Below are 20,312 nucleotides of genomic sequence, written 5' to 3'. Positions count from 1 at the left end.
GAGATGAACGATTTAGAAAAGGGAGATCGCGGCTTGATCCAAGTGGACGACAGAGAGTGCAAGGGGTGTGGATTGTGCATAGAGGCTTGCCCTCCCAAAGTTATCCGAATGAGTGATCATTTGAATCACTCCGGCTTTCGTACTGCGACTTATGCAGGCTCGGGCTGTACTGCCTGTGGAATCTGCTTCATGGTTTGTCCTGAGCCGGGAGCAATCACTGTATTTCGTAGAAGAACGAATGGTAGAGCCGATGTAGAAGCTGGCATAAACCGGCATCTCGAAGGAGCAAGTCAATGCGCAAGCAATTGATGAAGGGAAATGAAGCCATTGTTAAGAGCGCAATTCTTGCCGGATGTCGCGCCTTCTATGGATATCCCATTACTCCCGCAAGTGAAATTACAGAGGCTGCAGCTCTCTATCTGCCTCAGGTCGGTGGTGTGTTTTTGCAGGCCGAGAGCGAAGTAGCGGCAATTAATATGCTTTACGGCGCTGCCTCGGCAGGCGTCCGCGTCATGACTGCATCGAGTGGTCCGGGGATTAGTTTGATGCAGGAAGGGATCAGTTACATGGCCGGTTCGGAGCTTCCCTGTGTGATTGCCGACATTACTCGTGGAGGACCGGGTTTAGGGAATATAGCTGCCGAGCAAGGGGACTATCACCAGGTAGTGAAGGGTGGAGGTCATGGCAATTATCGAACACTTGTTCTTGCGCCCAATTCCGTCCAGGAGATGGCTGATCTTACGGCCTTAGCCTTCAAGCTGGCGGATCGTTATAGAAATCCGGTGGTGCTGCTCGCAGATGGATTTATCGGACAAATGATGGAGCCTGTCGAGTTTCCCCGGGCTGCCACTGAACCGAGACTTCCGGAGTGGGCTGTCGCCGGTACGGCAGAAACACGAAATAACGTAATTGCGTCTTTGCATCTAGGTACCGACGAGTTGGAAGCGCATCTGCTCAGTTTAGAAAAGAAGTATCACTGTGCAGAGAAGCTTGAGCCACGTGCCGAAGAGTGGCAGACCGATGGTGCCGATATCGTGCTGATTGGTTATGGAATCGTAGGCCGCATACTTAAGGCTGTGACCGCTGAAGCGCGGGCGAACGGCATTCGTGTCGGTGTCCTGCGTCCGATTACTCTTTATCCTTTTCCTGTCGCACAGATTCAACATCTGGCCGAGTATGCACGCCGTTTCGTCGTTGTAGAGATGAGCAATGGCCAGCTGTTAGAGGATGTGCGGTTGGCCGTGAATGGTGCTCGTCCGGTCGAGTTCTTGAATCGTATGGGGGGGAATGTTCCTTCGCACGAAGAGGTTCTCAAGCTAGTACGAAAGCTTGCGATGGGGATGAGGTCATCGATTGGAGTAGATGAGGAGCGGATAGCCCATGTCTAGCACAACAGAATCCGAATATATAGTGGCCCACTCAAAACCGAAGGCCTTCTTCGACTGCTATGAGCGGAAGGCTGAGTTACAGCACCAGACTCATTATTGTCCGGGCTGCGGGCATGGAATTGTGCATAAGATGCTGGCTCGGGCAATCGATGATTTGGGAATTCAGGACAGCACAATTCTCGTCGGCCCCGTCGGCTGTTCGGTATTTACCTATTATTACTTTGACGTGGGAAATGTTCAGGCCGCACATGGACGCGCTCCAGCAGTGGCTACAGCAGTCAAACGGAGCAGACCCGAGAGCATTGTTATCGGTTATCAGGGGGATGGCGATCTGTCGGCGATCGGTTCATCCGAGATTTTGCACGCGGCCAATCGCGGCGAAAATATCACCGTAATATTTGTAAACAACGCGATCTATAGCATGACCGGCGGACAAGTAGCGCCTACGACTTTACTAGGCCAGAAAAGCACGACTACACCGCTGGGCCGCAGCGCTGCGAATGAAGGATATCCCTTGCATGTAAGCGAACTGCTGGCAACACTCGAAGCGCCTGTCTACATTGAGCGTGTCGGTCTGGGCGATAACAAACAGATTGCCCAGGCGACGCGAGCTGTGCGCCGTGCGGTTGAAAATCAGGTGCGAGGTTTGGGCTTCTCTCTTATAGAGGTGCTCTCTCCCTGTCCGACTATCTGGAAGATGCCGCCTGTACAAGCTCAGCAGTGGGTACGCGATGTAATGGAAAAGACATATCCTCTGGGTGTCTTTCGCGATAGAACCAAGGATGCGGAGCCGCGTGCAAAGCTCGGAATGCCTCCCTTGCTGGAAGAGATTCCGCAGATACTTGGTATCGCAAATTCGGTTGCATCGCCGGATTATCCGGGAAAGAAGGGATTGTCGAACGAAATCGATCTGGAAGTCCGGGTAGCAGGCTTTGGTGGACAAGGTGTTCTGTTGCTTGGAGAGGTGCTGGCTGAGGCTGGCTTGGATCTGGGATTGGAGGTTTCATGGTTACCGTCCTACGGCCCGGAGATGCGTTCCGGCACTTCAAATTGTCATGTACGTCTGGCTAGTCAGCCGATTGACTCTCCATTGGTAACTGTGCCCGGTGTGCTGGTTGCCATGAATGAGCCGTCACTGACTAAGTTTGCTGCAAATGTTTGTTCCGGAGGATGGATTCTGTACAACGGCGAGACTCTACCGGAAGAATGCCAGCGAAAAGATGTACATGCTCTTGCATTTCCTTTTACACAAATAGCCGCTGAACTTGGGGATGCACGCGCGGCCAACATGGTCATGCTTGGTGCCTTGCTCGAAATTGTAAAAGTTCTGCCCCAGGCAAATGTCGATTCTGCATTGCGGCGTCTGGTGAAGAATCCTCGTTGGTTGGAGTTGGACGAGCGTGCATTAGAACGTGGGCGTGAATTGGTGAAGGATTTGGTCCCTAGAGAATCTCTCTGAGAGGTGGGCCATGAAAGCTGATGCGGATCCGAACCTGATTGTCTACTTCGGTGGGCAATACGTGCCGCTACACGAAGCAAGGGTGGGGATTCTTACCCATGCTTTGCACTATGGAACCGGCGTCTTTGAAGGAATCCGGGCTCATTGGAATGATGCTCGACATGAACTCTTTTTGATGCGGCCCGTGGAGCACTATACAAGGTGGAAGCAGAACTGCAGTATCTTGCGCCTCGATGTTCCGTTGTCTCCGGAAGAGTTGTGTGCCATTACCGTTGAATTGATGCGGCGGAATGCATTTCAGACAAATGTATATATTCGTCCATTGGCCTACAAGTCTGCAGAGCGAGTGGGTGTTGGTCTCGATGAGCAGGATTCTTTTGCCCTGATCGCTCTTCCATTCGGAGATTATCTTCATTCTGAAAAGGGACTTCATGCTGGTGTAAGTTCCTGGCGGCGGATTGACGACAATGCCATTCCTGCTCGGGCAAAGATATGCGGTGCTTATGTAAATAGCGCTTTGGCCAGCGATGAAGCCCGTCAAAGCGGTTTCGACGAGGCTATTTTGCTCAATGAGAGCGGGCATGTCTCGGAGGGTGCTACCTGCAATCTCTTCATGATGCGGAAGGGAAGTCTTATTACTCCTGCGGTAACGGAGAATGTGCTGGAAGGCATAACCCGCGATGCTGTAATGGAGTTGGCCCGGCGGGAGCTTGGCCTGTCGGTTATAGAACGGTCGATTGATCGCAGTGAACTATACCTGTGCGACGAACTATTTTTTACCGGAACGGCAGTTGGTATTGCTCCGATTGTTCGTGTGGATCACCGTCCGGTGAAAGATGGTGCGATAGGAGAGGTTACGCGGCGGATACAGCAGTTGTATTTCGATGCAACGCGAGGAAATTTGCAGGTGTACAGAAGGTGGGTTGTTCCGGTTTATTGCACACAGGCAAAAGCGGAACTGCAGACACCATCGCTCATAGCCGTTTAGAGCGGTTGCGTCCTTATTGTTGACAAATCCTGTGTGTGTCGTTGAACGAACCGGACAGAAAGGTAATTCTCATGGTTACGACAACAATGACACCAAGCGCGTATGAGGTTGCCCTGGAAAATTTTGAGTCGGCAGCCGATATTCTTGGGCTCGACAACGATACGCGCCAGATGATCAAGTATCCCGAACGTGCTCTTACTGTAAGCGTTCCTGTGCGTATGGATAATGGGCACATTATTCGTTTCGAAGGATATCGGGTTCAACATAGTTCGGTACGAGGTCCGGCGAAGGGCGGCATCCGCTATCATCCCCGGGTTACCTTGGATGAAGTGAAGGCTCTGGCCACGTGGATGACCTGGAAGTGTGCCGTAGTCAATATCCCCTTTGGCGGTGCAAAGGGCGGCATTACCTGCGATCCAAAGCATATGTCTCCAGGAGAGCTGGAGCGAATGACGCGGCGGTACACCAGCGCCATTCTTCCCCTTATCGGTCCGGAACAAGATATCCCTGCTCCAGATGTCTACACGAACCCTCAGACAATGGCATGGATCATGGATACCTATAGTATGACTAAGGGATATCCCATTCCCGGAGTCGTCACGGGGAAACCCATCAGCCTTGGAGGCTCTCTTGGACGTAACGAAGCTACGGGAAGGGGCGTTTTCTATACGATTCAGAGTGCTTGTGAGTACTTGCACATGTCCCTATCCGGTGCAACCGTGGCTGTACAAGGTTTCGGTAACGCCGGATCGGTAGCAGCGCAGTTGCTCTATGAAGCCGGAGCCAAAGTTATTGCGGTGAGTGATTCTACCGGATGCATTTACAGCCATAATGGGCTTAATATTCCTGAACTGATTCGTTTTAAGGACTTCAGCGGGCATGTCGAGAAATTCCCGGAGAGTACGGCCATTCTTCCGGAAGAGCTATTGTCGATGAAGTGTGACATTCTGATTCCGGCGGCGCTGGAGAATGCAATCGATGCAGCGAATGCAATTGCTGTTAGCGCCAAGATCATCGCCGAGGCTGCAAACGGACCTGTGACACCAGCAGCCGACAGGATTTTGGAAAGCAAAGATGTATTTGTTATTCCAGATATTCTTTGTAACGCTGGCGGAGTGACGGTCTCGTATTTCGAGTGGGTACAAGATGAGCAGCATCTATTCTGGGAGGCTCAGGATGTCTATAACCGTCTGGAACGGGTGATGAAGTCAGCCTTTGTCGATGTGCTGAAGATTTATCGGGAACGGAATATCCCGATGCGAATTGCGGCAAACATGCTTGGGGTAGGGCGTGTTGCAGAGGCTGTTCAAATTCGTGGCATCTATCCCTAAATTAGAGCTGAAAAAGGCGGAGCTCCCAATAGGACTCCGCCTTTCTTATGGAGTATCTGTTTTAGGCAACAGGTTCCGGTACCTTTTCCTCGATTGGAGCACCAGTCTCAATTGCCTGGTTTGCCGTATAGATCTCTTCCGCCAGACGGTCGAGTGCTTTAAAGTCGGAATCCTTAGGCAATCCCTTAATTAACACAGGTTCAAGATACTGAATCTGTGTCTTGAGCCCCGATAACAACTCTGTGATCTTGTTGGAGACAATGTTTCCTCCCCATCCGAAAGAGCCGATTACCGAGACGATCTTCGTCTTCGGGCGGAGTGCATTCATCAGATAGGCAGCGCTGACGATGTCCGGATGCGGACCTGCCAACACGGCAGGGGAGGCAAAGACCACCGTGGATGCGTTTACCAGAGATTCGGCAACGTGTCCGGTGTCCACGCCGACCATATTGTGTGGTCTGACGGCCAGCCCCTTTCCCATCAGCTTGTCAATCAGGTAGCTGACCATTTGTGAGGTGCTGTCGTACATCGAGACATACGGAATAATGACTTCCTTTTCGGTCTGATCGGAGGCCCAGCGCTCGTAAAGATCCAGGATAAAGGCAGGACGAGAATAGACCGGACCGTGTCCCGGAGCGATGAAGTCAATCTCCAAAGGCGAGAGCTTTTTCAGGTGCTTCTGGATATGCATCCTGAAGGGCATCATGATTTCTGCATAGTAGCGCTTCGCTGCAGTATGAACACGGGCTTCATCATGAGCGTAGAGGTCGCTGCTTGCCAGATGTGACCCGAAGAAGTCGCAGGTGAAGAGAATCTTCTCCTCAGCCACATAGGTCACCATGGTATCGGGCCAGTGTACCCAGGGGGTGAGGAAGAACTGCAGGTTCCTGTCTCCTAGAGAGAGAGATTCACCATCGCGAACCTCGATAAACTTATCTCCAGGAATCGACATAGCCTCCATGATGAGGCCCTTGCATTTGGTGTTCGTGACAATCTTGGCCTTAGGATAGGTGTTCAGGAGGGCGGGCAAAGACCCGGAGTGATCCTGCTCGGCGTGGTTTGCAATGATGTAATCCACGTGATCGACCCCGGCTTCTTTTAGTGCCTGCAGGTACTCGACGGTATTCGGCGGATAGACGGTGTCTATCAGAGCGGTCTTTCCGCTTCCCTTGATCAGGTAGGAATTGTAGGTGGTACCTTCCGGCAGAGGAACCAGCTGATCGAACAGCCTTCTGTCCCAATCGATAGCTACCAGCGACAGTATCCCTGGCTTGATCTCTCGTGCAATCACTCTCTGTATCCTCCTTGGCAAAGGGACAAATCATGCTTTGTCCGCGTGTCTGTTACGTGTGAACATTCGCGGACGGACACAAATGCAAAGCTCCAGGAGAGCAGCATTGCCTCTGGATGCCTCTTACAGTTCGATGTCCGTGATGACCGTATGTGCTTCATATAAAAGTGTATAGAGACTTTCGAGGGAAGGAGTGTGATAGGAAACACCCAGCAAAGGTGCTTCTCACAATCTGGTGCGATTACTGCTCTTGCCGCGTGCCGCGTCAAATTGTGATCACTACGGCCTCATCCGGTCCTGCTGTTCCTGTTCGAACGCAATTGGGTAGAGGTGTGATCTGTCTCACCAGTTGCAGGCGCGAAGGCCGGTCAAACCAGTTATCATTGGCCTATGGTGAGTTCGGAAGTGATGAAGAGGTCTATCGCGATCGCATCCGGAGTGCTGGTGGTGCTCTTCGGAATAATGGTTTATAACCTCGCGCGCGCGGTTCACGATCCCGTCACTGTAAAACCTGGTCCCCTTGAATTGGGGCAAATGGAGCTTCATTCTCAGTTGGAGCAAAAGAAGAAGGATGAGGCCCAGGTAGAGAAACAGCACTGGGATTCTACTGTCGAGCTCCGTAATCTGATTTCGGGACACGAACAGCGCATCGAACAGCTTAGTGGCAACCATGCGGCAGGAGAGATCCTTGCTTATGACCGCGATTCAATTGCGCGCCTGGAGAAACGCATAACCGACCTTGATGCTCTGGCAGCACAACGCGCTGCGGAACAGGCGCTCGCGCAGGAACGGGAGCAGCAGCAACAGCAGGCAGAAGAGGGGACAGAGCCTGCCAGTCAGAACCCCTAGTTGGTACTCTCAGCGCTCTGAAGTATGAACGCAAACGAGAGTTGATATGTTCCGATAGAGAAGAAGCCAAGGGCACCCTATTTCCGCGATACGTGGTCAGCGTAGGTGTTTCCCGCCTTTAACTCGCTTCGCTCCCCCCAAATGGGTGCCCGAGCATTCTTTGTTTTCACTACAGTCGGTCTTTTGCGGAGAGTAGTCCGATGTGCTCAGCACCTGCGTTCTTCGCAATATCCATAACTTTTGCGACAGCAGAGAAGTCCAGGCTGGTATCTCCCTTGATGAACATTGCTCTGTTAGCGCGCGTTGAGAAGATGGCATTCAGCCGGTTTCCCATATCACCGATCTTCACATCTTCTTGATTAATCCTGTAACTTAGCTTTCCCGCGTGATCGGCAAGGACCTGGACCACGATTGCGTCGTCTGACCGATTGAGGTTTAAATTCGAAGGTTGTGGTATCTGCGCATCCAGACCACGTGTTGTGGCCGGTACGATGACCATGAAGATGATTAACAGCACCAGCAGGACATCGATAAGAGGTGTCACATTCATAGCAGCATTCAATTCGCCCAAGTTACCGCTGTTGCCCATAGCCATACGATCAAGTCCTCCTCATACTCACAACCCCAGAGTCTTTGAACACCATGTCAATCAGACTAAGATGACATACCACCTTGGACACCGAGCGGAGTACATAGGTTCCGGCTCGACAGCCGTATTTCTGAATTCGGAATTATGACGAAAGTACCCTTCCGCCGATTTCGCGGCTGTCCAATGAAACAGAGTCCTGTCCGTAGGGGATTGAACGCCCTCCGGTTTTGTTCGTGGGGAGGAGAATTTCCACGTAAGAGGAATAAAGGAAGGCATCAAAGTAGAAAGATACGTTACGCGCGATTACTCGGGGATATTGTGTTGATACTTTGGAATCGCAGTTTGAACTCTTGCTTCACCGTAATGCTCATCCTATTTCCGGTGTTGGCTTCCGGGCAGATCCCTAAACCTTCTATTGGTCAATCAGGCGGCGATTCATTCTCGACGAGTGGCAGCGCGATCCTTGAGGCGAGAAAGCGTCTCGATAGCTGCCGGATTTATCAGGTGACAAGCCTTCCTGGAAGTCATCAGTTCGCAAGCGATTTTGTGGAAGAGATGGCGATTGATCCCGATCCCCGGGCAAAAACTACTGAAGTGGTGTGGGCTCTCAGTGCGGACATAGGCAGCACCATCCTTGATGAGGATTGGGCAATGTATATATCGAAATCGACAAATGGTGGATTGACCTGGAAACAGGTAGCACGAATCGATTCTAGATATTTCAATGCGGCGATTGGGGAAGGTTTACGCAACGGTCTGGCGGTATCTCCGGGTGGAGCTGATTTTGTGATTACCACGCAGCTAGGTGCCTTTCAGGTGCTTGCCGCTTCGGATGTGTCGGAGACGGTTGTGAAGTCTATTGCCGGTCCACGCGTTCCCTCGTTGCCCCCGAAGATAAGTATTCCTAAAAGCCCCGGCGATCCTATTCGGGCGGGTGTAGTGAAGATAACTCCGGATGGGAAACGTATGTTTATCAGTTATGGATATTTCGATCTGGAACCCCAGATTATTGCCTACCATCGCGGAGTCGATGGATTGTGGGTTGAAGAAGGCCCGCTCTCTCCGGTTCCGACCGAGATGGATATTTTCTCTATGCAATTCGACAATCCCAAGAAGATGTATCCCAGTGGCCTTTATGTAGGGACAGGGGACCAGGCATACCTGCTGAATCTTCGCACCCGAAGATGGACTCCAATATCTGGAGTCGGTCCGGATTCAGCAATTCATTCCATGAGTACGGTCAGCGGTCTTCATCTCGCTGCCTGTTGGGCTATCTATACACCTGTAAGTGCCGATACCGTGAAAAGAGTAACCTATCCGAGGTTTCTCCTGCATCGTTGGTTGGATGAAGCAGGTCCGAATATTCGAACTTATGGCATAGATGTCGATCCAGTGAGACCGAATCGAATTGTTGCCGCCACAATTACGGGCGTGTACGCTAGCAGTGATAGCGGAAGCAGTTGGCGAAGAATCAACGATCTTCCCGAGGGCGAATTCTATACAGTACACTTCAATCCGGATGGAACGGTTATTGTCTCCGGATTTATTGGGACCTTTGTAGCTAATCCTTTTTCAAAGGCTTGTGCCCCACATCTTAGTAGCCGTAGTCAATAATTTCTATCGATTATCTGCGCTACCGATGTAAGCGCGTTTGCTCGAGAGTAGCGCAAGGGAGCGCTGTACGAATGGTGTAATTGAGGGATGGCGATACAATACGGATATTGATTTAACGCAGGAGTTTCTCTCTACTCAAACATGCTTAGGAGTTTCATGTACCGAAACATTGCTCGTGCTCTTTTCTTGTGCGCCCTCGCTGCGTCTGCTCAATCGTCATCATGGCATGTAAAGCAGGAATGGGTGCGTGCCCATGAAGATTTTCTTGCCTCGGATGTAATGCGGGGCCGTGGTTCTGCTACCCATGACGAAGAGATTGCTGCAACGTATGTAGCTAGCAACTTTGAGAGTTACGGCCTTCAGCATGCGCCGGGTATGAACTCCTATATCCAATCTGCGTTTCTTGTCGCACCAAAGCTCGATGGTCACGCGACGCTTACGGCTGGTAAAAAGGTCCTTGCGGAAGGAGCCGATTTCGATCTCTTAATGTCTTCCGCCGAAAAGGTTACAGGATCGCTTGTGGTCTTGGACTTCAAGAAAGTTGCTGAGGCTAAATTCGAACAAGGATCGGTCGTCCTGGTTACAGGTGTCGAGGGTGATCCAGGTGCTGTTTTCAACATTATTCGTCCACTTCGGAACGCTGGTGCCGGTGCTGTTCTTCTCTCGGGACCTGCGGTTCCTGGATTGAAGGCTCTAACAGGAGGCGTTACTCGAGTCCCTATGCGCCTCGCGGAAGCACAAAAACGACCGAGTGCGACGATTGCACTGATTCACGATCCGGCTAAGCTGATTCCGCAGGCGGGCAAATCCGTTGTCATAGGTGTTCAACCTTTGCCGGAAGCTAAGCCTCGCGCTACCTATAATGCGATTGGTTATCTTCCTGGTACGGATCCTCATGCAGGGACACTACTCCTTTCGGCACATCTTGATCACCTCGGTATAGCCAAGCCTGTTAACGGCGATGAGATTTACAACGGAGCCGATGACGATGCGGCTGGTACTACTGCTGTTCTTGAACTTGCGCATGCATTGGCTGCCGGTCCTCGTCCTGTACGTTCTATTCTCTTTGTCTGCTACGGAGGGGAAGAGCTAGGTGGCTTAGGATCGACGTATTTCGTTGCTCATTCTCCCGTGCCTCTTAAAGACCTAATTACGAATCTCGAGTTTGAGATGATCGGCAATCAGGATCCCAAGATGCCGAAGGGCGTCCTATTGCTGACCGGGTGGGATCGCTCCAATCTCGGTCCAACGCTCGCCACTCACGGGGCGCTTTTGGGCCCTGATCCTTATCCGGAACAACATTTTTTCGAGCGTTCCGATAATTATTCATTGGCCGTGAAAGGAGTGGTGGCCCATACGGCTGCAGGTTGGGGAACTCCTCCTACCTATCATCAACCTGACGATGACATCTCGCACCTCGACCTTCCGTTTATGACCGCAGCCATCCAATCCCTTATCGGTCCGATTCAGTGGCTGGCGTCCAGCGATTTTGTTCCTCAATGGAATCCCGGAAGCCAACCAAAAGAATAGGGTGAAAGCGGAGCCGCCTTTCTCAAGTGGGGGCTCCGCTACAGCTATATCAAGTCAGGAGCTCAGATGTTTATGAGCCAACGATACGACTTGTGAGACATATGTATATATCGCAGTGGTATCAGTGCGAATCCCACCATCTACTTTACCTATTCCTGCCTATCTATCCGACCAGCAAAAGTTATTGCTAGCCAACGCGGCCTAGACCACGCTAGACTCTTAAGCACTTCGGAGTGGCGAGGTATGCGAGAACTTCTGATCGAGATATTAAAGAGCCCTCAAGCATTGGTTGGTTGGAGCGCATTTCTAGCGACCTTTGTAGCGTCTGTCATGGCTGACGAGGCAGGGTGTAAAAGTAACCTCCAAGCGTATCGAAATTATTCCCTCTTCTGGTGCTCAACCGGAGATCATCCAGGAATCACAGGTTTCGTTGGCTGAAGAAAGCACAAGCCTCAAGGCTGGTGCTTCGCATTAAAGCAGTTCTCGCGGTAGAAGCTGAAGATGAGAAGCACCCGGTTGTTGAGTAGCTGTTCAGGAAGATTGGCTAGTGCGCTTTTGCTTTGAGGATACTTGTTCCCTGAGGACTGTACTTTCCACCTGCAATCTCCAAAAAAGCTTTGCGGGTTGTGTCATAAGAAGGTTGACCCACAAACATGTCCACTGTAGCGTGGGTAATATTCTGTGTGCCATTTGCGTTAGCTTGAGACTGGGTATACATATCGAAGGAGAACATCCGAACTCCCTTGGCTGCTTCGTCTGGATGTTCTTTGGCAAAGAGAGCCTGGTCTATATCCATACTTTCTAGCTCCATCCGGAGCAGGAGTTGTCCCTTGCTGTCAAAAACCCGGGCATAGTCGTAGACCTTCTGTTTGCCCCATGGTTGCAAGGAATGCCAGATGCGCATCGTTTTATCCCCGATCATAATTGATTCAAGAAGGTACTGCTGCATTCGTGCGGGAATGATTCCTCGTTTGTAGAGATCCTCCATGCGTGCCATCTCCGCGGTGCGATTTTGTTTGTCTCCTGATTCTGCATATGCACGTGCCAGCAAGGCTGCGGCTTGCCAGTCATTCGGGTTATTCGATTCGATAGCCTTTAAAAGGCCGAAGGCATAGTCTCGATTACCGGTGTTGATGGCTGCCTCGGCAGCAAATTTCGATAACACCAGTTCCGTGGGATGTGCGGCTACTAAGGATTTATAGATGGCCAATGCGTCTCCATATTTCCCGGTAGCGAAGTCTCGCTGAGCAACGTCTGCTTGAATTTTCTCGTCCGAAGTGAGACTGCTTGATGCGATTGCCGATTGCTGGACAGGTGGATTTGAGGTGGACAACTGTTCGGCGTTCTGAGCGTGGACGGACAAGAGAATTGAAGCAAAACAAATAATCACATAACAGCTGCAGCGGGACTTGAACATTGTTCGGAGCCTTTCTCCTAATTTGGCTGCATTATACAACTTGGAAATGTCTCCATCTTGTGCGAGATAGCCGTGGTCCTTCTCTTTCGCAAGCCATTGATGTAATAGGACTAGAAACTTACCTATTCGTAAATAATCCAGGTTAAGTTGATAAGACGGATGCTTTGTAAACAGGCAGCAAAACAATGTTATCCGCCGTTTGAAAAACTTAGTCTAGAATTAGAGCATTTCCCGCAAAGATGTAGATCGAAGTAAAGAGGCGTACGCAGTTTTCCCGTCAAAGGAGGGTGCTCCTTTCTGTATAAGGCAGCTCTATGTCGATCCAGAAAGAGTTTCTAGAGGGATCTAGGAGATGTTGAGCACAGTTTTGACGAAACAACTCAATTTTACTTTACATGTATTCATGTTTATAACATGAAATCCCATTAAAAATACCGGGCTTTCGCATTGACACAGGGCACCTTGGTGATTATCGTTAGCCCCGTTCTTCGATCTAAACAGGTCGATGCTGCTAAGTCGCCGAAGTCTCCCATAAAAGAGACGAAAAAATATCACAAACATAAGTCCGACAACGGTCGACAGATTAATAGCTATTACTGGTCCAGATTTACGAAAGCTTGTCATGCCGCACCTTCCCTGGATATATTCCGTCGGCGGCCTAGTAACATCCTCTACCGGTTTCCCTCCTCATTTTGATCGAAATCGGCAATGCCCGCTGTAGCTCGGGAACCAATGCTGAAAATGGAAGGGGTTATCTTTATGGCAAATCCCAGTAACTTCTTGGATCTTCAAGCAGGTTTCTTCAATGCTTTGTCACAAGGTCTTGGTTTCGAACCCACCTCGATGTTCCAGGTGATTCAGCCATCGCCTCCCATTGTTAATGGAACCACCGCCAACAAGATTCTCTTCAATTATTTAAATGTCATCCCGCCGGCAACTCTAACCAGCAACACGACTCTTACACCGGGTAACCAGTTTCTTGCCGATTACCAAGGCGTAATGTCCGCGGTGAAAGCCGCTCCGAACAGCTTTGAGTCCACTGTCGGTCCGGACTGCTATGCGGCTTATCTGAAGGCATTGGAGGAAGGGAAGGTAGAGCCTGATCCCATCAGTTTCCGGAATTGGGCATTACGTGGCCCATACTCTTCCGTAGCTATCTCCGGAGCCTCCGCATTAGCGGCTGCCTTGCTGGATCCGATCTTTGCGGCGCAGATGAATGTCCTTCCGTATAAACCAGCAGGAAGGAAGGATGTTGAATTCTTCCCGGATTATCCGGGCATGATCGATCAGCTAAGACAATCGCCATCGCGCAGCTTCTATGTGTCTGCCGAGAACTGGAACACCGACATCTCCCATGCCTGGACTAGAGAAGCAAGTGGCGGCTTCTTCGGCCTCTGGGGAGGAAGCCAATCTACGAGCAAGATCAGCGAGAAGTTTGCCTCTTCGGGTGTCGATCTCAGAGCCTCTTTTGGACATGTCCTTAACCTCACCGCAACTCCAGGAGACTGGTATAACTCTGCGGCTCTGGGGCTGGCTTACCACAATCCAGACACTGCTCCCTGGGATCCGGTAAAGCCCATTAACTGGCAAAATACCTTCGGCCCGCGTGGAAACATGCAGCGATTCCTTGGCAATTTGCTTATCGCGAGCGACTTGCGTATTGAAGTTGTCTCACAGGCATCCTACAGCGATCTTGAACAGACTGAGATCAAAACCAACGGTCGCAGTGGGCTCTGGCCTTTCTACTGCGGTAGCGGAGGCGGCTCCTCGACACAGTCCAGCTTCGATAAACAGACCGGACACATGTCGGTCCTGATTACCAGCGAGACCGATGTTCCGATCATCATTGGGTGCATCGTTCAGCCCGCTTCCATCTACGTCGGCGGAAATCAATTGGAAATGCAGATTCTTCACAAGCACTATTACGCCCATGCCCTGGAGCTGGCATCTTAGGGCAGCCTATAAATGTAAATGCTATAGATACATATTCCCAGGATCGGGACAGAGCCCAATCCTGGGAATATTTTCAGATTCATCTTTGCCCTCCGGCGGAGACACCTCTTGCGGTTCATCCCTTCGCCCGATTGCGGTGCGGGCAACCGAGGTACTTCTCATGTCTTCCTTCGACCGATTGCAAAGCAAGTTTGGTGAGATGGAAAGGGCTGTGTTTGGTCTGACCGAATACGATTGCCAGCTCTTTCAGCCCTCGAAACTTTTCGCGAAGAGCGACCAGGTTCTATGGTCGTTCTTTAATCTGATTCCTGAAGCAGGTCTGCTCTATTGTTCAACGAAAAATGAATTCTTTTCGGCCTACTCCCAAGTCATCTTTTCTCTCATCGCTAGTTCGCCCCTGGATCCTGTTGCGGCTGCTCAAGCGCAACTGCAGCGGTGGGGAGCACAACCTCCAGCGTGGAACTGCGGATACACGGGCATGCTAGAACAGCTGAAGCAATCTGTTTCCTTGCGCTTTCAATTTTCCACGCCGCCGATCAGCGACATCGATTATTGGGGGCTCTGGGGAGGCGTTCCGCCTAACGATTCTGTTAACCAGACCTTTATCCGCGGTTTCATCAATGTTCAGATTTTCTTTGGACATCTGCTGTCTTTTACACCAATGCCCGACGAGTGGTACACCGCATCGGCCTTATCCTTGGCCTATCGTAACCGGAGCGGGCCACCCTGGGACCCCAGCTCGCCTATCACCTGGGAAACAACCTTTGGCGCAAATGGCAGCTTGCAGCGTTTCCTCTCTACACTGATCATCGCTTGCGATATCAAAGTGGAGTACTCGAGCACCATGCCCTTTTCATCGCAACAGCAGCAGGAGATTCGGGATCATTACAACCTCGGTCTTTGGCCATACTATCTGACCAGCGACGCTACCAATGTGATCTCCTTTGATGGAGACGGCAGATTGCTCGTGCAATGTTCCAGTGCGCCCTCCGTACCGGTTATCGTGGCTGCGATAGTCTTGCCAGCGGAGAAATATCTTGGATTGTGAAACTTAAGATAATCCCGTTTCGAGTAGATCTTAATTTGCTCGTAGTTTTCGAGACATTGATGCAGGACGAATTCGCAGACAGGCTTTGAAGGGAGGGATCGTGCGCTGCTCCGCGTTCTGATGAACTCCAGAGCACGCCTAATCTTTACGGTTGGCTCAGGTCTGGAATCTATAGAGGGTTCGAGCTTGTGGCAGTCTTTACAAAATTGATGCGCTTTCCCCCAAGCGTATTTCTAACGTGGTCGCTCGGAGGAAAGCTTTACAAAAGGTTCGCAGGTACGACCTAAAATGGTATGTCGTCGTCTGTAATTTCGGCAGATTGGGCATACTCGTCGCCCCCGTTACCGGCTGGAGCTGGGCGTTGGTCGAATGACGCGGTATTGGAGCGGGAGTAATTACCACTACCGCCGCCGCTGGCTTCCTCACCACGTCCGGAGAGCAGGGAAATATCGGTGAGAACAATTTCTGTACGATAAACCTTCTTGCCGGTATCCTTGTCGTCCCAGGAGCGAGTGGTCAGACGGCCCTCGACATAGAGTTTGCTGCCTCTTTTTACATAATCCCGAATGATTTCGGCCAACTTCGCATAGGCGACCAGGTTGTGCCACTCGGTCCTATCCTGCCATTCGCCAGCTTTGTCTTTGTACCGTTCGGTGGTGGCGATGCTGAAGTTTGCTACTGCTTGACCGCTGGGAAGGAACTTGATTTCAGGATCTTTGCCCACATTTCCGAGCAGGATGACTTTGTTAACACTCTTTGCCATGGCTTTCCTATTTTTTCTCCAACTAAACGAAAAGGATAACAGACCCTATAGGGTCGGGTAAGGGAACCAGGACGGCTGATTCTGTGGAAAGATGTGGTTTCAGAGGGTTCCTGTTCAGGATTGCCTGGCTGAATGTTTCGCCAGACGCCTGTTTCGAAGCCACTTTGCCACTCCGAGCAGAAAAAGCATGGTCCCAAAGGGCAAGCACATCATCGCTACGATCAATCCCAGCCATCCCGAATTGGTGGTCGGACCCTCGGCCGTGATTCCGCCAAAGACTGTCTTTGTCAGAAGTGTCGCTAGTCCGCCCGTAACCAGAATGCTAGCTCCCCAACGGAGCAATTGCGAAGTTCCATCGTCCATGTTGGAAGTCGCAGGCTGAATTTTGTCTTTCTCCGGCATCTTTAATTCCTATCGTAAGGCTGCCGCGAGCATTGCCCGTACCACCACTCCTGTGACAGAGACATAAAGCCAGATAGGAAAGGTATAACGGGCCAATTTCCGATGTTGCGGGAAACGTCCGCTCAAAGAGAAGAAGAACGTTGTCAATACCATCGGTAAAGCCACGATAGAAAGCAGAATGTGGCTTGCCAGGATCACCAGGTAGATCGTCCTGATTGTCCCGCTTCCCGGATACATCGTGTCGCCGTGCAAAGCATGGTTCACGATATAGCTGACCAGAAAGAGAGACGAAAAGACAAACGCAGTCATCATGGATGCGCGATGGGCTGCAATCTTCCTGTTGCGGATAAAGACGTAGCCAATGGAGAGCGCCGTTGCGCTCAGTCCGTTCAGAAAGGCATTTAGGTCGGGAAGAAAACGCAGCTTCATGGCATAGGCATCGGGAGCATGATGCACATACAGCAGCCAGAAGAGGAAGGCTGTTGCTGCCAGGCTGATGCCCAGGATTGCCACTACGGCAGGCCGTGAATTGGATTCGATTGCTTCGGTCATTCGTTCTTGGTCCTTAAATCCTTAAAGCATTTCCCGAAATACTGTGAACTTTCCAAGTAAGGTGAAGAGCGGCTTTCTTTCCACCCCAGCAAACCAAAGGCAGGTTCGCTAGGGTCCCCGGGTCTTTGGCGGAAAGCCGCGCCAACTTCGATTGCTTCGGTCTACATCTTTTCGGGAAATGCTCTAAGCTGCTGGTTTATTGGTTCTGCGATTCACAATTGCCCAGGATGCTACAAAACAAAGCAGACAAAATCCAACCGTAACGGAGAGATTGACCGCTAAAGAAAAATCTGTCGCTTCCGTTGGGAAAAGTGCGTTGCGCAGGGCCTCGACTCCATAGGTCAATGGATTGGCCAACATGATCATTCGCAGCCATCCGGATGCGCCGCTTACCGGAAAGAGTGAACCCGAGAGCATCCACAAAGGCAGAAGAATGATGTTCACTATGGCATGGAAAGCTTGCGGGGAGTCCATTGGCCAGGCAATCGCGAATCCCAATGCTGTGAGTTCGAAACTGATCAAAGCGGTGACAAGAATTGCCAGCCCTATCGATTCAATCGTGGGATGAATCCCGACGAAGGGAGCAAAGACCAGGAAGATGATTCCCTGGATTGCTGCCAGCGTGGCTCCTCCCAGGACCTTCCCCAGCACGATAGCCGAGCGGCTGACAGGTGCTGCCAGGACAGAGAGCAGGAATCCCTCATTCCGATCCTGGATCAACGACATCATGCTGAAGATGGCGGTGAAGAGCACGATCATGGCAATAGAACCAGGAAAGAAGAAGCCTAGATATTGACCTGAACCACTACTACTTCCTGTTCTGAAGCTATGTGCAAAGCCGGAGCCGAGCAGAACCCAGAAAAGTAAGGGGGATGCAATCACACCCACGACTCTGGCTTTCTGACGATAGAAGCGGACGATTTCTCTCAACCACAAGGAATACGAGGGGATCAGTATCCCGGGCTGTGGCAGGTTCTTCATTCGCGGAGATGGTCGAGCCGATTGTGCCACGGTTGCCATGATTACTTTTTCCCTTCTTCCTGCGTTTGTTCTGTCCAGAAGCGGTGTCCAGTCCGACGGATAAAAACATCTTCAAGGCTGGGCTTGGAAACAGAGATCCCTTCGATCTCACCAGGGAAGGCTTCGACAAGATCGGTTACAAAACGATGTCCCTGCTTCTGCTCCAGACGAACGGTCGATCCCAGAGCTGAGGGCTGAACTCCGAAGCGGGAAGTCAGGCGTTCCGCTAGTGCCTGGGCTGCTTCTTCAGAGCGAGTTTCCAGGAGGATGACATCGCCTCCTATTTGAGACTTCAATTCCAGCGGCGTACCGTAAGCGACGAGTTTGCCTTCATTCAGGATGGCCAGACGGTCGCAGTGTTCGGCCTCTTCCATCAAGTGCGTGGTGACCAGGATCGTGACCCCTTCTTCATCGCGCAGCATACGCAGATACTGCCAGACGTCCCGACGTGCTCCGGGATCGAGGCCGGTGGAGGGTTCGTCAAGGAGCAGGACACTCGGAGAATGAATCAGCCCTTTAGCCAATTCAACTCGCCGCTGCATGCCACCCGAGAGGGTTTCTACGGAATCCTTGGCCCGGTCTCTGAGGCCTACACGACCAAGGACCTCGGCGATTCTGGACTTAAGAAGACTGCCGCTTAATCCATAAAGGTGTCCCTGATGCCGAAGATTCTCTTCGACAGTCAATTTGATATCCAGACTGCGGGCCTGAAAGACGATACCGGTGTGTTGCCGGATGCGATTTGCTTCTCGTGCGACATCGAAGCCCTGAATTCGTGCAGAGCCTCCGGTAGGGACCATTAAGGTGGAGAGAATGCGGAAGAGCGTCGTTTTTCCGCTCCCGTTGGGGCCCAACAAACCGAATATCTCGGCATGGGAGACGGCGAAGCTTAATTGATCAAGCGCCAGACGTGTGCCGTAATTGTGGACTAGATTGTCCAGTTCGATAGGGAATTGTCCAGAAACCGAAGGCATAGATCCGCTTGATCGGGGAAGCTCACTAAGGGTAACCATGGTTAGTTATCTCTTTCCTGCCGCATTCAACATCATGATGGTCAACAGAAGAGGCAGGTAAATCACGCTGACCTTCAAAAGATCACGGGCATACATCTTTGACTCGGTTTCCGTTTTGGCCCGTGTGATTTGCGCAAACCGAATGGTGTAACCCAGGTAAAAGATACCCAGAATCAAGGCAGCTATGGCATAAGGCAAGCCGGTCAGGTGTAGATACCACGGGGCCAGGCTGACGGGAATCATCAAGATGGCGTACGTGAGTGCTTCGAGCACCGTTGACCACCCATCCGGCTGTACTACAGGGAGCATCCGGATTCCGGCTCGGGCATAGTCATCTCGATATAGCCAGGCGATTGCCATGAAATGGGGAAACTGCCAGACGAAGAGAATGGCAAAAAGCGCTACTGCAGGCCATTCAATCTGACCCCGCGCTCCTGTCCAGCCCAACATCGGCCCCATGGCTCCGGGGAATGCCCCGATGAAGGTGGCCATGGTGGTGAGGCGCTTTAGCGGTGTGTAGATGGCCACGTAGGTAAAAGCCGTCAACAGCGCCAGAATTACGGTGAGCAGGTTTGTATGCAGGAGCCAGAATCCGCCCAGTGCCAGTGCAGCCATACCGAGCGTGATTCCCAATGGAAGGCTGATGCGGCCTGAGGCCAGAGGTCGCTGCGCAGTCCGAATCATTTTGGCATCGGACTTGCGCTCAAGTGCCTCGTTCAGAGCTCCGGATCCTGCCGAGATCAGTGCGATCCCGATCAAGGTGTCCAGGAGTCCGCGTTGGACACTGCTGATACCCGAGCGCATTGAGCCCAAGTAGAAGCCTGCCCACCCGGTGATGATGACCATGGCGGTAACACGGACTTTGAACAGTTCCCGCAGGTCTGCAATCAGGGATGCAGTTGCCCCGGCTGCGGGGGCATGTATCCCGTGCAGTCCCTGTGCTGGTTGGGACTGTACCGTGGGCACGAGAACGGGCTTTCCTACCTCAGCGGCCGGAATCAAACTGCCCATCCTTGACGAACTAAATTGTGATCCAAACGGAAAAGGGGAAGCATGGAATCAACCTTAATGATACCAACTCTGGTCTTTTTGACTCCAGAGGCGG

19 protein-coding genes are annotated in these 20,312 nt (G+C 51.5%); 10 read left to right on the top strand and 9 right to left on the bottom strand.

Going from position 1 to position 20,312, the window contains the following annotated elements; genetic code table 11:
* Nucleotides 1–3: 3 nt before the first annotated feature.
* The 5 genes from AC6I7T_RS04920 to AC6I7T_RS04900 all read left to right on the top strand — a co-directional run bounded on the left by AC6I7T_RS04920 (nucleotide 4) and on the right by AC6I7T_RS04900 (nucleotide 5,166).
* The gene (locus AC6I7T_RS04920) at nucleotides 4–309 is read left to right on the top strand and encodes a 4Fe-4S dicluster domain-containing protein (protein ID WP_497792204.1); all 306 of its coding nucleotides are present in this window, start codon (nucleotides 4–6) and stop codon (nucleotides 307–309) included.
* Nucleotides 294–1,388 (top strand): 3-methyl-2-oxobutanoate dehydrogenase subunit VorB, encoded by a 1,095-nt coding sequence (locus tag AC6I7T_RS04915; RefSeq protein WP_497792203.1) that lies wholly within the window; start codon nucleotides 294–296, stop codon nucleotides 1,386–1,388. Before AC6I7T_RS04920 ends, AC6I7T_RS04915 begins: the two co-directional genes overlap by 16 nt.
* Nucleotides 1,381–2,847, top strand: a complete 1,467-nt coding sequence (locus tag AC6I7T_RS04910; RefSeq protein WP_497792202.1) for a 2-oxoacid:acceptor oxidoreductase family protein — start codon at nucleotides 1,381–1,383, stop codon at nucleotides 2,845–2,847. Before AC6I7T_RS04915 ends, AC6I7T_RS04910 begins: the two co-directional genes overlap by 8 nt.
* Before the next feature lie 10 nt (nucleotides 2,848–2,857).
* Complete coding sequence (locus AC6I7T_RS04905) at nucleotides 2,858–3,835, top strand: branched-chain amino acid transaminase (RefSeq protein WP_497792201.1); 978 nt, start codon at nucleotides 2,858–2,860, stop codon at nucleotides 3,833–3,835.
* 71 nt (nucleotides 3,836–3,906) lie between these two features.
* Entirely contained in the window at nucleotides 3,907–5,166 is a 1,260-nt protein-coding gene (locus AC6I7T_RS04900) for a Glu/Leu/Phe/Val family dehydrogenase (protein WP_497792200.1), read from the top strand.
* 61 nt (nucleotides 5,167–5,227) lie between these two features.
* On the opposite strand, the gene AC6I7T_RS04895 is transcribed toward AC6I7T_RS04900, so the two are convergent.
* The gene (locus AC6I7T_RS04895) at nucleotides 5,228–6,457 is read right to left on the bottom strand and encodes an FprA family A-type flavoprotein (RefSeq protein WP_497792199.1); all 1,230 of its coding nucleotides are present in this window, start codon (nucleotides 6,455–6,457) and stop codon (nucleotides 5,228–5,230) included.
* 408 nt (nucleotides 6,458–6,865) lie between these two features.
* Between AC6I7T_RS04895 and AC6I7T_RS04890 the strand changes: the two genes are divergently transcribed.
* Entirely contained in the window at nucleotides 6,866–7,306 is a 441-nt protein-coding gene (locus AC6I7T_RS04890) for a hypothetical protein (RefSeq protein ID WP_497792198.1), read from the top strand.
* A gap of 169 nt (nucleotides 7,307–7,475) precedes the next feature.
* On the opposite strand, the gene AC6I7T_RS04885 is transcribed toward AC6I7T_RS04890, so the two are convergent.
* Nucleotides 7,476–7,901, bottom strand: a complete 426-nt coding sequence (locus tag AC6I7T_RS04885) for an ExbD/TolR family protein (protein ID WP_497792197.1) — start codon at nucleotides 7,899–7,901, stop codon at nucleotides 7,476–7,478.
* Between the two features lie 312 nt (nucleotides 7,902–8,213).
* Here AC6I7T_RS04885 and AC6I7T_RS04880 point away from each other — a divergent pair, with 312 nt between their 5' ends.
* Together AC6I7T_RS04880 and AC6I7T_RS04875 are read left to right on the top strand one after the other, a co-directional pair.
* Entirely contained in the window at nucleotides 8,214–9,509 is a 1,296-nt protein-coding gene (locus tag AC6I7T_RS04880) for a WD40/YVTN/BNR-like repeat-containing protein (RefSeq protein WP_497792196.1), read from the top strand.
* Between the two features lie 156 nt (nucleotides 9,510–9,665).
* Complete coding sequence (locus AC6I7T_RS04875; RefSeq protein ID WP_497792195.1) at nucleotides 9,666–11,039, top strand: M28 family peptidase; 1,374 nt, start codon at nucleotides 9,666–9,668, stop codon at nucleotides 11,037–11,039.
* A 544-nt stretch (nucleotides 11,040–11,583) separates the two neighbouring features.
* On the opposite strand, the gene AC6I7T_RS04870 is transcribed toward AC6I7T_RS04875, so the two are convergent.
* A complete protein-coding gene (locus tag AC6I7T_RS04870) occupies nucleotides 11,584–12,456 on the bottom strand; it encodes a tetratricopeptide repeat protein (protein WP_497792194.1) in 873 nt (290 codons plus the stop codon).
* Nucleotides 12,457–13,215: 759 nt separating this feature from the next.
* Between AC6I7T_RS04870 and AC6I7T_RS04865 the strand changes: the two genes are divergently transcribed.
* Complete coding sequence (locus AC6I7T_RS04865) at nucleotides 13,216–14,409, top strand: hypothetical protein (RefSeq protein WP_497792193.1); 1,194 nt, start codon at nucleotides 13,216–13,218, stop codon at nucleotides 14,407–14,409.
* Nucleotides 14,410–14,569: 160 nt separating this feature from the next.
* A complete protein-coding gene (locus tag AC6I7T_RS04860) occupies nucleotides 14,570–15,457 on the top strand; it encodes a hypothetical protein (RefSeq protein ID WP_497792192.1) in 888 nt (295 codons plus the stop codon).
* A gap of 283 nt (nucleotides 15,458–15,740) precedes the next feature.
* On the opposite strand, the gene AC6I7T_RS04855 is transcribed toward AC6I7T_RS04860, so the two are convergent.
* The 6 genes from AC6I7T_RS04855 to cyoE form a co-directional block, all read right to left on the bottom strand.
* Entirely contained in the window at nucleotides 15,741–16,220 is a 480-nt protein-coding gene (locus AC6I7T_RS04855; RefSeq protein ID WP_497792191.1) for a single-stranded DNA-binding protein, read from the bottom strand.
* Nucleotides 16,221–16,334: 114 nt separating this feature from the next.
* A complete protein-coding gene (locus tag AC6I7T_RS04850) occupies nucleotides 16,335–16,622 on the bottom strand; it encodes a hypothetical protein (RefSeq protein ID WP_497792190.1) in 288 nt (95 codons plus the stop codon).
* A gap of 9 nt (nucleotides 16,623–16,631) precedes the next feature.
* Nucleotides 16,632–17,174: a DUF420 domain-containing protein gene (locus AC6I7T_RS04845; RefSeq protein WP_497792189.1), complete on the bottom strand. Its 543-nt coding sequence runs from the start codon at nucleotides 17,172–17,174 to the stop codon at nucleotides 16,632–16,634.
* Nucleotides 17,175–17,357: 183 nt separating this feature from the next.
* Nucleotides 17,358–18,194: an ABC transporter permease gene (locus AC6I7T_RS04840; RefSeq protein WP_497792188.1), complete on the bottom strand. Its 837-nt coding sequence runs from the start codon at nucleotides 18,192–18,194 to the stop codon at nucleotides 17,358–17,360.
* 2 nt (nucleotides 18,195–18,196) lie between these two features.
* Entirely contained in the window at nucleotides 18,197–19,207 is a 1,011-nt protein-coding gene (locus AC6I7T_RS04835; RefSeq protein WP_497792187.1) for an ABC transporter ATP-binding protein, read from the bottom strand.
* A 6-nt stretch (nucleotides 19,208–19,213) separates the two neighbouring features.
* Complete coding sequence (gene cyoE, locus AC6I7T_RS04830) at nucleotides 19,214–20,173, bottom strand: heme o synthase (protein WP_497792186.1); 960 nt, start codon at nucleotides 20,171–20,173, stop codon at nucleotides 19,214–19,216.
* Nucleotides 20,174–20,312: the final 139 nt, after the last annotated feature.

The organism is Humiphilus diazotrophicus (assembly GCF_059726315.1).
Note: the sequence above shows the minus strand (reverse complement) of the source record. Positions and strands in the feature narration are given on the sequence as shown.